At 68.2% G+C, this 13898-nt stretch carries 14 protein-coding genes; 3 read left to right on the top strand and 11 right to left on the bottom strand.

The features are described from left to right. Positions 1–92 precede the first annotated feature (92 nt). Entirely contained in the window at positions 93–317 is a 225-nt protein-coding gene (locus tag HDA44_RS01330) for a hypothetical protein (RefSeq protein WP_184830577.1), read from the bottom strand. Positions 318–358: 41 nt separating this feature from the next. Beyond that, a complete protein-coding gene (locus tag HDA44_RS01325; protein WP_337905579.1) occupies positions 359–1342 on the bottom strand; it encodes a hypothetical protein in 984 nt (327 codons plus the stop codon). A gap of 114 nt (positions 1343–1456) precedes the next feature. Here HDA44_RS01325 and HDA44_RS01320 point away from each other — a divergent pair, with 114 nt between their 5' ends. Then, positions 1457–1861, top strand: a complete 405-nt coding sequence (locus HDA44_RS01320) for a hypothetical protein (protein ID WP_184844884.1) — start codon at positions 1457–1459, stop codon at positions 1859–1861. Between the two features lie 303 nt (positions 1862–2164). Here the strand turns inward: HDA44_RS01320 and ligA are convergent, their stop codons facing one another. From ligA to HDA44_RS01300, 4 genes are all read right to left on the bottom strand, one after another. Then, positions 2165–4273 carry an NAD-dependent DNA ligase LigA gene (gene ligA / locus HDA44_RS01315; protein WP_184830575.1) on the bottom strand — a complete coding sequence of 703 codons (2109 nt, stop codon included), beginning with the start codon at positions 4271–4273 and terminating at the stop codon, positions 2165–2167. 89 nt (positions 4274–4362) lie between these two features. Continuing rightward, positions 4363–5340, bottom strand: a complete 978-nt coding sequence (locus HDA44_RS01310) for a uroporphyrinogen decarboxylase/cobalamine-independent methonine synthase family protein (RefSeq protein ID WP_184830573.1) — start codon at positions 5338–5340, stop codon at positions 4363–4365. After that, positions 5337–6428: a tRNA 2-thiouridine(34) synthase MnmA gene (gene mnmA, locus HDA44_RS01305; protein ID WP_184830571.1), complete on the bottom strand. Its 1092-nt coding sequence runs from the start codon at positions 6426–6428 to the stop codon at positions 5337–5339. Before mnmA ends, HDA44_RS01310 begins: the two co-directional genes overlap by 4 nt. Continuing rightward, positions 6428–7630, bottom strand: coding sequence for a cysteine desulfurase family protein (locus HDA44_RS01300; RefSeq protein WP_184830569.1), 1203 nt, complete (start codon positions 7628–7630; stop codon positions 6428–6430). The genes mnmA and HDA44_RS01300 overlap by 1 nt, the downstream gene beginning before the upstream one ends. Before the next feature lie 57 nt (positions 7631–7687). Here HDA44_RS01300 and HDA44_RS01295 point away from each other — a divergent pair, with 57 nt between their 5' ends. Continuing rightward, positions 7688–8170, top strand: coding sequence for a pyridoxamine 5'-phosphate oxidase family protein (locus HDA44_RS01295; protein ID WP_184830567.1), 483 nt, complete (start codon positions 7688–7690; stop codon positions 8168–8170). Between the two features lie 73 nt (positions 8171–8243). Here the strand turns inward: HDA44_RS01295 and HDA44_RS01290 are convergent, their stop codons facing one another. The 3 genes from HDA44_RS01290 to HDA44_RS01280 all read right to left on the bottom strand — a co-directional run bounded on the left by HDA44_RS01290 (position 8244) and on the right by HDA44_RS01280 (position 11101). After that, positions 8244–9095, bottom strand: coding sequence for an NAD-dependent epimerase/dehydratase family protein (locus HDA44_RS01290; protein WP_184830565.1), 852 nt, complete (start codon positions 9093–9095; stop codon positions 8244–8246). Positions 9096–9264: 169 nt separating this feature from the next. Then, entirely contained in the window at positions 9265–10284 is a 1020-nt protein-coding gene (locus HDA44_RS01285) for an electron transfer flavoprotein subunit alpha/FixB family protein (protein WP_184830563.1), read from the bottom strand. Positions 10285–10318: 34 nt separating this feature from the next. Next, the gene (locus HDA44_RS01280) at positions 10319–11101 is read right to left on the bottom strand and encodes an electron transfer flavoprotein subunit beta/FixA family protein (protein ID WP_184830561.1); all 783 of its coding nucleotides are present in this window, start codon (positions 11099–11101) and stop codon (positions 10319–10321) included. Positions 11102–11229: 128 nt separating this feature from the next. On the opposite strand from HDA44_RS01280, the gene HDA44_RS01275 reads away from it, so the two are divergent. Continuing rightward, positions 11230–11964, top strand: coding sequence for a methyltransferase domain-containing protein (locus HDA44_RS01275; RefSeq protein ID WP_184830559.1), 735 nt, complete (start codon positions 11230–11232; stop codon positions 11962–11964). Here HDA44_RS01275 and HDA44_RS36880 read toward each other — a convergent pair. Together HDA44_RS36880 and HDA44_RS01265 are read right to left on the bottom strand one after the other, a co-directional pair. Continuing rightward, positions 11951–13042 carry a hypothetical protein gene (locus tag HDA44_RS36880; protein ID WP_184830558.1) on the bottom strand — a complete coding sequence of 364 codons (1092 nt, stop codon included), beginning with the start codon at positions 13040–13042 and terminating at the stop codon, positions 11951–11953. The genes HDA44_RS01275 and HDA44_RS36880 overlap by 14 nt on opposite strands. Next, positions 13039–13890 carry an acyltransferase gene (locus tag HDA44_RS01265; RefSeq protein ID WP_184830557.1) on the bottom strand — a complete coding sequence of 284 codons (852 nt, stop codon included), beginning with the start codon at positions 13888–13890 and terminating at the stop codon, positions 13039–13041. The genes HDA44_RS36880 and HDA44_RS01265 overlap by 4 nt, the downstream gene beginning before the upstream one ends. Positions 13891–13898 lie beyond the last annotated feature (8 nt).

The following is a 13898-nucleotide window of genomic DNA, read 5'->3' as shown; positions in this document are numbered from 1 at the left end:
CAACCGGTTGCCTGGCTGACCGGTTGCTTGGCTGAAAACAGCGAGCCCCCGTCCGATCGCGTCGATCGAGCGGGGGCCTTGGCTGTTCGTGATCAGGTGAACTGGAAGTAGGCGAACGCCCACAGCGCGGCGATGATCAGCAGCACCACGACGCCGACCAGCACGACGATCAGGATCGCCTGGCTGTTGCTGCCGTTCTGATCCGGGAGGTCGAACTGGGTGGGGCCCCAGGCCCCACCACCGTCGACGCGCTGGACCGCCTCGGGCGGTGGCGTCACCACCGTCCGCTGCTCCCGCTTCTCCCGGGGGAACTTCATCCGGTCCTCCGTCCCTGCGCCCGTACCTGTCACCGTACCGGTCAGACGTAGAACGACTCGTACGTGATCTCGATCTGCTGCGACGAGTAGCTGTCCGAGTTGTTGCCGCGGATCTCGACCCGCCAGCCGGCCACGTAAGAAGCGTACGACTTCCCGTCACCGTGCGCCTGGATGTACGACTTCAGCGCCGCGACGTCACCGCCCTTGAGCGCCCCGAACGCGTCGTTCATCACCGTCGGCATCGCCCGCTTCACGTCACCCGGGCTACCCGACGCGCTCATCTGCAGCACCTTGATGCCCTGGCCGTCGCTGGCGTAGAAGTACACCCGCTGGTAGTTCGAGTCGCCCGTCTCCTTGGTGCAGGAGCTCGTACAGACGTACCCCTTGCCCTTCAGGGCCGCGACCAGCTGCGGCTTCTGGGTGTCGAACTGCTTCGGCGGGATGTCCAGCGAGTCCTCACCGGACTTCGCCCCCGACAGCCGGACCGTGTCGCCGTCGTTCCGGAGCTCGAACTCGCCCCAGGTACTGCCGACCTTCTCCGACTTCTGGCCGGACTTCACCGCGTCCTGGACCTTCTTCACCTGATCCCCGCCGAACGTGTCGTTGCCGACCGCCTGCAGGATCTGGTCGAAGACGACCTGGGCGTTGTTGATGTTGTCGGCGTTCTGCGACTCGAACCGGATCGCGAGAATGGTGCCGTCGGACTGGAACTGGAAGACCGCCTCGGCCTTCGTGCTGTTGTCGTACTTGAAACAGCCGCGGTGCGCGCCCTGACTCGTGTTGAACAGGTCACTACAGCCGAAGCCGTTGCTCTGCAGCTTCTCGGTCGCGGTCTTGGCCTGACCGGTCGCGTTGCCGAGCTCGCCGTTCTGACCGCCGCCACTGCTGGACGGGCCGTCCGTCGGCTGAGCGGTCGTGGTGGTGCTCGGCCCGGAGGTCGGGGTGTCGTCACCGCCGAACGCGCGGATGCCGAGGAAGACCAGGAGTGCGATCACCACGATGCCCGCGACGCCACCGCCGATCACCAGCGGGAGCTTGTCCTTGGGGATGCCGCCGGGGCCCTTGGAGCCGCCCGGACCGCCTGGACCGCCGAGGCCGGCCTGCTGCCAAGGCTGCTGGCTGGGCTGACCCTGCTGCTGATGCCAACCGCTCTGCTGCTGACGCTGACCCCAGCCCTGCTGCTGGTACGCACCACCCTGCGGCGGCTGCCCCCAACCACCCTGCTGCCCACCCTGCTGACCGGGCTGCTGCTGACCAGGCTGGCCATGCTGACCCGGCTGGCCGGACTGACCGGGCTGGTAGCCCTGCTGGCTCGGCTGGTCCTGGGTAGGCGACGGCTGCCCCCAACCGCCCTGCTGCTGCGGCTGCCCATGCGACGGCTGCCCGTGCTGAGGCTGCCCCTGCTGCGGCGGCTGTCCCCACCCACCCTGAGCCGGCGGCTGCTGCCACCCACCCTGCTGCGGCGCCTGCCCACCCTGCTGCGGCTGCCCACCACCGTGAGGCGGCTGCCCGCCCTGAGCCGGCTGCCCGCCGCCCTGGGGTGAGTGCCCGCCCTGCGGTGACTGCCCACCCTGAGGGGGCTGCCCACCCTGAGGGGGCTGCCCACCGGCTTGCGGTGACTGGCTACCGGCTTCAGGCGATTGTCCACCGCCTTGGGGCGGCTGGCCGCCCTGTCCCCCGTGCTGCCCGCCTGGCTGGCCCCCCGGCTGCCCAGGACCCCATGGTCCCTGCGGCGGCGTCGTCATAGCTTGCTCCTTCTGACCCACGTCTCGACGTGCAAAAGTTAACAGTCCGACGGCTCAGGGTTGCCGCCGGATCCGTCCAGCCCCAAGTCGGCCCCGAATTCGTCAGGCGTCACCGGCCGCCGGCGTGGTCGCCACCGCGGCCGCCGCCTCCGGCCCGTCCGCCAGCAGCACCCGGAATCCGGCGGCATCCAGGATCGGTACGCCGAGCTGCACCGCCTTGTCGTACTTCGACCCTGGCGAGTCACCGACCACCACGAACGACGTCTTCTTCGACACCGACCCGGCTACCTTCCCGCCACGCCCGACGATCGCCTCGGTCGCCTCGTCCCGGCTGAATCCCTCGACGGTCCCGGTCACCACCACCGACTGCCCGACCAGGGTCTGCGGCAGCGTCGGCCCGGTACGCTCCTCGCGCATCACCACCCCGGACGCCTGCCACTTGTCCACGATCGCCTGATGCCACGGCACCTGGAACCACTCGATTATCGCCTGCGCGATGGTCGGCCCGACGCCTTCGATCTCGGCCAGCTGCTCCTCGCTTGCCGCCCGGACGTCGTCGATGTTGCCGTACGCCTCGGTCAGCGCGATCGCCGCGGTCGGCCCGACATGCCGGATCGAGAGCGCCACCAGCGCCCGCGACAATGGTTTGGCCTTGGCTTCTTCGAGGTTCGCCACCAGCTTCCGCGCGTTCGCGGACAGAGCACCGGCCTTGGTGGTGAAGAACGCGCTCCCGGCCAGTTGCTCCTCCGTCAGCGCGAACAGGTCGCCCTCGTCGGCGATCAGCCCGTCCCGGATCAGCGCGTCGGCCGCCTTGAACCCGAGCCCTTCGATGTCGAACGCGGACCGCCCGGCCAGGTAGAACAACCGCTCCCGCAGCTGACCCTGGCAGTACTGCGAGTTCGGGCAGCGGATGTCGACATCGGACTCCTTCGCGGGCGCGAGCCGCGTGTCGCACCACGGGCAGCGCGTCGGCATCTCCCAGGCCGGCAGCCCTTCCGGCCGCAGGTCGACCACCGGGCCGAGCACTTCGGGGATGACGTCGCCCGCCTTCCGCAGCACCACGGTGTCGCCCGGGCGGACATCCTTGCGGGCGACTTCCTTGGCGTTGTGGAGCGTCGCGTACTCGACCGTGGACCCGGCCACTCGGACCGGCTCCAGATGCGCGAACGGGGTGACCCGGCCGGTCCGGCCGACGTTCACCTCGATCTCGATCAGCTTGGTGTTCACCTCTTCCGGCGGGTACTTGTACGCGATCGCCCAGCGCGGCGCGCTCGACGTCGAACCGAGCGCCCGCTGCAGATCGACCTCGTCGACCTTCACCACGACGCCGTCGATCTCGTGATCCACCGAATGCCGGTTCTCGCCGTAGTACGCGATGAACTCGTTCACCTCGTCGAGCGTGCCGACCCGGCGGGCGCGGTCGCTGACCGGCAGGCCCCAGGCCTTCAGCTGGTCGTACGCCGCGGAGAGCCGGCCGAGCTGGTGACCCTCGACCTTGCCGAGCCCGTGCACGACGAAGCGCAACGGGCGGCCGGCCGACACGCGTGGATCTTTCTGGCGCAGGGATCCGGCGGCGCTGTTCCGCGGGTTCGAGAAGACGTCCTTGCCGGCCTCGACCAGCTGGGCGTTCAGCTCCTCGAAGTCCTCGACCCGGAAGTACACCTCGCCGCGTACCTCAAGGAATGCCGGGAGATCGGTGCCGGTCAGCTCGTTCGGGATGCTTTTGATCGTGCGGACGTTCGGCGTGACGTCCTCGCCGGTCCGGCCGTCACCACGGGTCGCGCCGCTGACCAGCTTGCCGTTCTCGTACACCAGGTCGAGCGCCAGGCCGTCCACCTTGAGCTCGCAGAGGAAGCCGCTGTCGTGGATCTGCTGGACGGTGACTTCACGCTCCAGGCGCTTCGCCCAGGCCTCCATCTGCTCGGCGGAGAACGCGTTCCCGAGGCTCTCCATCCGCATCGGGTGCTGCACCGGCGTGAACAGGGTGGAGATCGGCGCGCCGACCTTCTGCGTCGGCGAGTCGGGCGTACGAAGCTCCGGGTACTGCTCTTCGAGGCCCTGCAGTTCGTGCATCAGCGCGTCGAAGTCGGCGTCCGAGATGATCGGAGTCGACAGGTAGTACCGCGCGCGGTGGTCCTCGATCTCCTGGCTCAGCGCGGCGTGGCGCTCCCGCACCTCCGGCGGCGCACCCGCGGTTTCCTCCGTACTCATAGGAAGAACTTACCGCCGCCCACCGACATTTCCGACGAACAGAACGCCGCCTACGGCGGCGGGAGTGGCGGGTGCCGCTCGTGCGCGGTTCAGGCTTCGGCGGCGTCGCCGATGACGTCCGCGACGGCGCGGAGGAGGTTCAGGCGGGTTCTGGCATCGCGGGGTGACGGAGCGGCGGCCAGGCCGCAGGCGGGGGTGATTACTACCTGTTTCATCAGCTCAGGGTCCAGCCCGAGCTCCCGCCAACGCTGAATGAGTGGCCGAGCCGCCTGTTCTTTGTCAGGCACCGCACCAGTCGTAGCAACCAGCCCGGCATAGACCGTCGTCCCAGCCTCAACAGCAACAGCTATCTGATCCCACGCCGCGTTGTTGAGCAACGAAACATCCACTGCAACCCCACCGGCACCAGCCTTGGTGAACACCTCGATCGGCGGCCGAGCAGCACAGCAGTGCACGACAGTAGGCGCAGCAGACGTCAACAGACTCAACAGCTCCACCGCACCAGGCCCATCAACGGACCGATGCTTACTCCACCCAGATGCAGTCGGCACCGCACCAGCAAGTACAGCGGGCAGTGCAGGCTCATCCACCTGCAACAGCACCTCAGCACCCGGTACGCGCTTGCGTACCTCAGCCAGATGCTCTTCCACCCCAGCCGCCAACGCCTGCGCCAGGTCACGCCGCGCACCGTGATCAGCCAGCACCTTGTCGCCACGCGGCCGCTCCACCGTCGCAGCCAGCGTCCACGGACCAGCGACCTGTACCTTCAGCGGCCCCTCGTACCCGTCGCAGTACTCCTCCAGTACATCCAGGTCTTCCTTGAGCAACGCCCGAGCCCGCCGCTGGTCCAGACTCGCCCGTGCATCACCACCACCGGTCAGCCGCCACCCAACCGGCTGCAGGTCAGCCGCCAGCTCAGTGAGCACAGCAACGCTCCGACTCAGCATGTCCCCGTACGGGCGCGCCGGCAGCTCCGGGAGGAAGGGGATGTCCACCAACTCGAGTACGGCGCGCATCCACTCCCGGATGTCATCGCCAGGAACGGACCCAAGACCAGTGGTCGTCATACGGCAGCAGTAACGCGCTGAACCGAGTCAATCGTGGCGGAGCCCACCACACGCGTGCCGTCGTACAGCACGACCGCCTGCCCGGGCGCGACCGCCGACGTCGGCTCCGTAAACTCCACCTGCACCAGATCGCCATCCAGCCAAGCAGCCACCGACACTTCATCACCGTGCGCACGCAGCTGCGCCTTGGCGTCCAGCCGGCCTGTCGGCGCCGGACCGCACCAGCGCGGCTTCGACGCGGTCAACCGCTCCACTGCAAGCTCAGCACGCGAACCGACCGTCACCGTACGATCCACCGGGCTGATGTCCAGCACGAACCGCGGCTTGCCATCCGCAGCCGGCGTACCGATCCGCAGGCCCTTCCGCTGCCCAATGGTGAACCCATGCGTGCCCTGGTGCTCACCGAGCTTGTTGCCCTGCGCGTCGACGATGTCACCCGGCGCCTCGCCCAGCTGCTCGCTGAGGAACCCCGGCGTGTTGCCGTCGGCAATGAAGCAGATGTCGTGACTGTCCGGCTTGGCAGCCACCGACAGCCCGCGCCGCTCGGCCTCCGCCCGGATCTCCGTCTTCACCGTGTCGCCGAGCGGGAAGTAGGCGTGCGCCAGCTGCTCCTGCGTCAGCACCCCGAGTACGTACGACTGGTCCTTCGCCGGGTCCACCGCCCGGTGCAACTCACGCGTACCTGACGGGGTGTCCACGATGCGCGCGTAGTGCCCGGTCGCGACCGCGTCGAAACCGAGCGCCAGCGCCCGCTCCAGTACGGCACTGAACTTGACCTTCTCGTTGCAGCGCAGACACGGGTTCGGCGTACGCCCGGCCGCGTACTCGCTGACGAAGTCCTCGACCACATCGGCGTGGAACCGCTCGGCCAGGTCCCAGATGTAGAACGGGATGCCGATCACGTCCGCCGCCCGGCGCGCGTCCCGGGAGTCCTCGATCGTGCAGCAGCCACGTGCGCCGCTACGGTACGACTGCGGGTTCCGGCTGAGTGCCAGGTGCACTCCGGTCACGTCGTGCCCGGCCTCGGCCATCCGCGCGGCCGCCACGGCAGAGTCCACTCCACCGGACATGGCTGCGAGTACCCGCATCAGCTGTTCCTTCCTACGTTCTGCAAACCGGCGGACTTCGCCCGCTCCACTACCGATCCGATGCTGTCCAGTACGGCGTCGATGTCCGCGCGCGTACTCGTGTGCCCGAGGCTGAACCGCAACGAGCCACGCGCCCGCTGGTCGTCGTAGCCCATCGCCAGCAGGACATGGCTCGGCTCGGCGACTCCCGCGTTGCACGCTGACCCGGTCGAGACCTCGATGCACCGTGCGTCAAGCAACAGCAGCAGTGAGTCGCCCTCACAGCCGCTGAAGGACAAGTGTGCGTTACCAGGCAAGCGCCCGACCGGATCGCCCGACAGCTTGGCGCCTGGGACCGTACTGATGATGCCGCTGATCAGGCTGTCCCGCAGCTCGGCCAGCCGGCGCCCCTCGTCCTCCTGATGCTTCACCGCATGCTCCACGGCCACAGCGAACCCAGCCGTCGCCGGTGCGTCCAGAGTGCCGGAGCGGACGTCGCGCTCCTGTCCCCCGCCGTGCAGGATCGGCGTCAGCTTCGTCTCCTTGTGGACGACCAGCGCGCCGATGCCGTACGGGCCGCCGACCTTGTGCGCCGACACCGTCATCGCGTCCACCCCGAGCGCACCGAAGTCCACCGGCACCTGCCCGACCGCCTGGACCGCGTCGGTGTGCACAGGGATCGCGTACTCGGCCGCGATCGCAGCCACCTCGCGGACCGGCTGGAGCGTACCTACCTCGTTGTTCGCCATCATGAGTGTGACGAATGACACGCTCTCCGGGTCGCTCTCGATCGCCCGGCGGACGTCGTCCGGACGTACGCGCCCGAGCTCGTCGACCGGAAGCCACTCCAGCTCGGCCTGCTCATGCCCCGCCAGCCAGACCGCCGGGTCCAGGACCGCGTGGTGCTCGATGCCGCTGAGCAGAATCCGGCGGCGGCGCGGGTCCTCGGCCAGCCGGGACCACCACAGGCCCTTCAGCGCTAGGTTGTCCGCCTCCGTACCCCCGGAGGTGAACACGACCTCGCTCGGCTGCGCCCCCAGCGCCGCGGCGATCGACTCGCGTGCTTCCTCGACGGTCCGCCGGGCCGCCCGGCCGGAACCGTGCAGGGACGACGCGTTGCCGGTCCGGCCGAGGTGACGAGTCATCGCCTCGATCGCGGCCGGGAGCATCGGCGTCGTCGCGGCATGGTCCAGGTACACCGGGCGACGGTCAGAGGAAGTCATAACGGTTTCAAGGGTATGTCCGGCCCGGATGTTCCCGCAGTCGGGGATGCTGGGCGGATGACACAGGAAATCCTCGACCAGCGCGCCGCGGCAGTCATCGAAGCCAACAAGTACCTCACCCTCGGTACGGTCGACGCGGCCGGCCTCCCGTGGGTGACACCGGTGTACTTCACCCCCGACGGGCACGACGCGTTCTACTGGGCGTCGTCGCCGGACGCCGCCCACTCACGCAACCTGACCGCGCGGCCTGACGTCAGCATCGCGATCTTCGACTCCAGCGTGCCGATCGGCGGCGGATCAGCCGTCTACTTCAGGGCGTACGCGACCGAAGTACCGGCGGACGAACTGGAGCGATGCGCCTCGGTCTTCGCGGCACGCTTCCCGGAACTGCGCTCGTATACGGCGGCCGAACTGTCCGGCGCGTCAGAACTCCGCCTGTACCAGGCCAAGCCCACCGAACACTGGCTGATGGTCCGCGGCAGCGACCCCGACTACGGCACCGGCACCGACTCCCGCCACCCAGTCTGGCCCCGCGGCTGACGGGTTATGTGATCGCTGGCAGGTTGCAACACGCCAGTGGTGAAACAACCCGCCAGCCGCAGTGGGATGGGCGTTAGGGGTGGCGCCAGGTGGAGTGGTGGGTCCAGGTGATGGTTTTGGCGGCTTGGGTGCAGTTGTAGAGGGAGGCGTGGGCGGGGAGATCGGTGCGGAGTTGGGTTTCGGGTGCGTGGCGGGCCAGGAGTTCGAGGGTCGGCTCGTGGCGGCCGGTGTCCTCGGCGGCGATCAGGAGCGCGGCGTAGCGGGCGTGGGTACGCGGCTGGAGCGACAGCACACACGCCCGGGCTGCCTCGGCGAGGTCGACGTACCCCCAGAGGTTGCGGCGGTTCTCCTCCGGCGGCGCGTCGGCGATGTACTCACGGACTTCGGCCGGCGTGAGAATCCAGTGGAAGCGCAACGCGGTGACCTGCACGCCACGACGCGCGTACATCTGGCCCATCCGTTCGAGCACATCCTTGGTCAGCGCGTACGGGTCGACGTACCGCAGCTCAGTGTCCTCGTCGACCGGCACCGACGGCGTACCGATCTCCTCGGGCGACCACGCGGTCCCGTAGATCGAACCACTGGACGCGAGCACCACCGTCCGCACACCCAGCTTCCACGCTTCCTCAAGCGCGTTGAACGTACTGATCCCATTCGCCTCGAACAACTCAACCGGCTCGATGCCCTCCGGACTGGCAACCCCCGCACAATGCACAACTGCATCCACAGCAGGCTCAGCCATCGCCCCAGTGGTCGACTCAGCTGCTGATCCGGCCATCGAGCGGGCGACCGCTTCACGGTCCATCAGGTCGACCGGGTCGGGCCCGATGCGGTCCGCCTCGACCACCTGATGCCCGGCAGCCACCAGCTGCCGGCACACCTCCGCCCCCAACTTCCCCCGCGCCCCACTCACCCAAATCCGCACCCACCGCATGCTAGTGCCCACCTCACCCACCGCCGAGCGGCACGCGCACTGAGCCGAGTGTCGCGCGCACTGGGAGGTGGAAAGGCAGCCCGGCCCGATCGTGGATCGGGTCGGGCTGCCGGGTGGGAACTACGCGGCCGGCGTGGATTGCCGGGTCCGGTTGGCTGGGTTAGGACTTGCGTTTGGTGACTTCTTCGGTGGCGGTGGGGAGGACTTTGTGGAGGTCGCCGACGACGCCGAAGTCGACGAGTTCGAAGATGGGGGCTTCGGGGTCTTTGTTGACCGCGATGATGGTTTTGGAGGTTTGCATGCCGGCGCGGTGCTGGATCGCGCCGGAGATACCGGCCGCGACGTACAGCTGCGGTGATACGGTTTTGCCGGTTTGGCCGACTTGGTAGGCGTGCGGGTACCAGCCGGAGTCGACGGCGGCGCGGGAGGCGCCGACCGCGGCGCCGAGCGAGTCCGCGAAGGCCTCGATCGGGGCGAAGTCACCACCGGTGCCGCGGCCGCCGGACACGATGATCGCGGCCTCGGTCAGTTCGGGCCGGCCGGTGGCCTCGCGTGGTTTGGAGTCGGTGATCCGCGCGGTCTTCGCGGTGTCGGAGATCGTCACGTCGAACTCCTCCACCTCCGGTGACGTCTCGGCGGCTTCCGGGGTCGCGGCGTTGGGTTTGACGGTGATGATCGCGGTGCCGTGGGTGACCTTCGACCGGACGGTGAAGTTCCCCGCGAACACCGACTGCGTCGCCACCGCACCACCAGCACCACCAGCACCAGCACCAGCACCACTAGCGTCACCGGCGTCGGCTGGTTGGACGTCGACGGCGTCGGTGATCAGGCCCGAGTCCAGCTTGATCGCGAGCCGGGCCGCGATCTCTTTGCCCTCGGCGTTGGAGGAGATCAGGATCGCGGCCGGTTCGACCTTGGCCGCGACCTGCTGCAACGCCTCGGCCTTCGGAGCCACCAGGTACTGCGTGAGGTCGGGGTTGGTCAGCGCGATCACCTTGGTCGCGCCGTACTGCCCCAACACCGGCAGCGCCCCCTGCACCTGCGTGGCGCTGTCGGCGGCGCTGTCGCTGATGAACACGGCGACCGGGTCGCCGAGCCGGCGGGCGATGGTGAGGAGCTCGGCGGTCGTCTTACGGACCACACCCGCGGAGTGGTCAACCAGAACCAGAACCTTCGACATCCCAGACATAACTTCAGCTGTCCCTTCTCAGGTCTCAGAGGAACTTGTTCGTGGACAGGAACCCGACCAGCTCGGCAGCACCACTGCCATCCTCGTCGGTGACGATCGTGCCGGCCGTGCGGGCCGGACGGGCGGTCACCTCGACCACCTCGGTCCACGCACCCGAACCACCGACCTGCTCAGCGGTCAGCCCGAGGTCGGCCAGCGACCACGACTCGACCGGCTTCTTCTTCGCCGCCATGATGCCCTTGAACGACGGATACCGCGGCTCGTTCGCCTGATCCGAAACACTCAGCACCAACGGCAACGTGCCCTCCACCGTGTCACTCGCCGTGTCACCATCACGCCGAATCCGGACCGTCTGCCCGTCCACCGACACCTCCGAACCCAACGTCACCGCCGGCAGACCGAGCCGCTCCGACACCATCGCCGGCACAACCCCCATCCCGCCATCGGTCGAACCCATCCCGAACACCACCAGATCAGCCTCAAGCCGGCCCAGCGCCTTCGCCAAAATCAGCGACGTCGCCACCGCATCCGACCCATGAATCGCCTCATCCACCACATGAACACCCGCGTCCGCGCCCATCTGCAGACCCTTCTTCACCGCATCCGCGGCCTGCTCCGGGCCCACCGTGAGCACCGTCACCTCCGCATCCCCGGCCTCCTTCACAGTCAACGCGGTCTCGACGGCATACTCGTCCAACTCCGACAACAACCCGTCAACACCAGCACGATCCACCGTGTTGTCCTCCGAACGGAAACGACGATCCGCGGTAGCATCCGGCACGAACTTCGCGCAGACGACGATCTTCATAGCGTGTGAGACCCCTTCTGGTTAACGGTCGCTCCAAGCCTTGCATGGATGTTACTCGCGAGAAACATGAGTGGCGTGCGAGTCCCATCACAGTCCCGGGCACCGTAGGTCTGACTAGGCTGACTCAGGTGACCGAGACGTTACCGCTGACCGGCGAGAGGACCGCGCCCGGGATCTGGCACGAGAACTACTGGTTCGCGCGCCACGAGGCTGCCTATCGCTGGATCACGGCCCAACTACCGATCGAACGAACCGGCCGGATCCTCGACGCCGGCTGCGGCGAGGGGTACGGCGCGGAGCTGCTGCGCCTGGCGGGGGCGAGCTCCGTGACCGGTCTCGACTATGAAGATACGACGTTGCGGCACGTCCGCCGGGTTTATCCACAGACCAATACGGTCCGGGGCAATCTGGTGCAGACGCCGTTCGCCGACGACGCGTTCACGATGGTCACGTCCTTGCAGACGATCGAGCACCTGTGGGAGCAGCCGCGCTTCGTATCCGAGTGCGCGCGGATCCTCCGGCCGGGCGGGACGCTCGCGGTCAGTACGCCCAATCGGCTGACCTTCCCGAGCGGGAACTGGTACCACACCCGCGAACTCACCGGCGCCGAGTTCGCCGAGCTGCTCGAACCACATTTCGAGATCACGTACACACTCGGGCTGCATCACGGCGTACGGCTGACGTCGTGGGAGGAGCGGTACGGGTCGTGCGTGGATGCACAGTTGGCGACCGGGTACGCCGACTGGGATGACGAGCTGGCCGACCTGGTGCGCGGCACGACGTACACGGACTTCGAGATCCGCCCAGGCGACCTGGACGAATCTCTCGATCTGCTGCTGGTGGCGACGCCTACGGGCGGATGATGCGCTCGACGAGCTTGCCGGCGATCAGGTAGACGAGGGCGGCGATACCCCAGTTCACCAGGAGAGTGTTCTTCGCGGTCTGCAGCCGGAACAGGTCCTTGAACGGGCCGACCAGATCGTGTCCGCGCTCCAGAATCCAGCGCACGATCTCGTTGCTCTGGTTGGTCTGGTCGAGCGCGGTGAACAGAGCGCCCAGCGCAAGCACGGCCGCCGCGAGCACCGCGATCAGCCAAACCAGTGAGGCGATCAGGTTCCGCACCTTGCGAACGCCGGAGCCGACCGAGCCCAGCGCCTGCTTACCCTTGCCGGACCCGCCGCGCGACCCGGTGGTTTTGTTGCCTCCGGCACCACTCCCGCCAGCCGCCTTCGCCCGCGCGACCGCACCCACCTTGCCCGAACCACCAGCATCCCCGGCCCCACCGGCATTCCCACCGGCACCGGCGTTCCCGGCACCACCAGCGTTCCCACCGGACCCGGAATTGCCGGCACCACCCGTGGCGTGATTGTTGCCGGTGGCATCGTTAGCGGCGGGCGGCTGAGCGGATGCGGCATCCTCCGAGACGGCCGCATCCGACGCCGCGTTCTCCGCCGCCTGCTCCCGGGCACGCTGCTCGGCGACAATCTCCGCGGCAGTCTTCGGACGCCCGGCCCTGGTCGCCGTCGTCGCCCCAGCGCCAGCCGCGTCCCCAGCACCAGCGCCAGTCCCACTACCAGCGGCCGCCCCGGCACCAGCAGTACCAGCAGCGCCGACTCCGGACTCGGTGGCCGGGTCGGTGTTCGGGGTGGTGCCGGCGGCTTCGGCGGCCGTCGCCTTCTCGTCCTGCGTACCCACGTCGTCCATCTCCTCAGCCGGGGTCCGTTCCTCGTCCGTGACCGCGCCGGTCAGCTGCTCCTGCTCAGCCGGCGGCCTCCGGCGCCGGCTGACCGGGACCGGCCGCGGTGACAGCCGGCGCCGCGCACCCGCGACCGGAGCCACCGCACTGCTGTCCGTCCCGCTGCCGTCCGGTTCGGCGCCGAGCGCGCTCTCCGGCTTCGCGGCTTCCAAGTTCACGGCTTCTGGCTTCACGCTGGTGTTCACGCCCAAGTCTGATTCGTTCGTTTCTGTGGGCCATAGTGCCCGACTGGTGAGTAACTTGAGAACCCCTCAGGGTTCTCTTTTTCACCATCTGCTTCTACCCCATCACCAGCCGCATCCGTCGGCACCACGCTCCGGGTGCCCGGAACTTCCACCGGCGCGGGCGTCGGAGTGCTGCCGGCGTGGAGAAGACTGGTGGTTCGGTCGTTCGTCTCAGTCAGGTCGGAGAGGTACTTTCGCCGTTCGGCGTTCGCCTCATACCGGGTGGCCCGATCGGCCAGCACCTTGGCGGGGACGCCGGCCGCGATCGCGTACGCGGGGATGTTGCCGCGGGCAACGCTGTTGGCGCCGATCACCGCACCACGGCCGATGTCGGTACCGCGGGTGATCGTGACTTTGGTGGCCAGCCAGCAGTCCGGCCCGATCCGGACCGGTGATTTCACCAGGCCCTGGTCCTTGATCGGCAGGTCCAGATCCTCGGTCTTGTGGTCGAAGTCGCAGATGTACGTCCAGTCCGCGATCAGTGTGGACGCGCCGATCTCGATGTCCAGGTAGCAGTTCACGGTGACGTCGCGGGCGAACACGACCTTGTCACCGATCCGCAGCGTGCCCTCGTGCGCGCGCAGCCGGGTCTCGTCACCGAGATGCACCCACTTGCCGAGAACGATCCGGCCGTGCCCGGGCCGCGCCACGATCTCCAGGTGCTTTCCGAGGAACACGAACCCCTCGGTGATCACCTGCGGGTGGCGCAGCTTGAACCAGGCGAACCGCCAGTACCGCTTCAGATAGTACGGCGACCACGCCCGATGGCGTACCACCCAGCGCAGATTCGGCACGGACAGCAAGCGCATCAACACAC

The organism is Kribbella solani (assembly GCF_014205295.1).
Lineage (GTDB): Bacteria > Actinomycetota > Actinomycetes > Propionibacteriales > Kribbellaceae > Kribbella > Kribbella solani.
This window is presented reverse-complemented; position numbering and strand designations above follow the sequence as displayed.

Coding starts and splice junctions, on each gene's coding strand:
- HDA44_RS01330 (WP_184830577.1), bottom strand. CDS start 317: ATGAAGTTCCCCCGGGAGAAGCGGGAGCAGCGGACGGTGGTGACGCCA.
- HDA44_RS01320 (WP_184844884.1), top strand. CDS start 1,457: ATGCCAACCGCTCTGCTGCTGACGCTGACCCCAGCCCTGCTGCTGGTA.
- ligA (WP_184830575.1), bottom strand. CDS start 4,273: ATGAGTACGGAGGAAACCGCGGGTGCGCCGCCGGAGGTGCGGGAGCGC.
- HDA44_RS01310 (WP_184830573.1), bottom strand. CDS start 5,340: ATGACGACCACTGGTCTTGGGTCCGTTCCTGGCGATGACATCCGGGAG.
- mnmA (WP_184830571.1), bottom strand. CDS start 6,428: ATGCGGGTACTCGCAGCCATGTCCGGTGGAGTGGACTCTGCCGTGGCG.
- HDA44_RS01300 (WP_184830569.1), bottom strand. CDS start 7,630: ATGACTTCCTCTGACCGTCGCCCGGTGTACCTGGACCATGCCGCGACG.
- HDA44_RS01295 (WP_184830567.1), top strand. CDS start 7,688: ATGACACAGGAAATCCTCGACCAGCGCGCCGCGGCAGTCATCGAAGCC.
- HDA44_RS01285 (WP_184830563.1), bottom strand. CDS start 10,284: ATGTCGAAGGTTCTGGTTCTGGTTGACCACTCCGCGGGTGTGGTCCGT.
- HDA44_RS01280 (WP_184830561.1), bottom strand. CDS start 11,101: ATGAAGATCGTCGTCTGCGCGAAGTTCGTGCCGGATGCTACCGCGGAT.
- HDA44_RS01265 (WP_184830557.1), bottom strand. CDS start 13,890: ATGCGCTTGCTGTCCGTGCCGAATCTGCGCTGGGTGGTACGCCATCGG.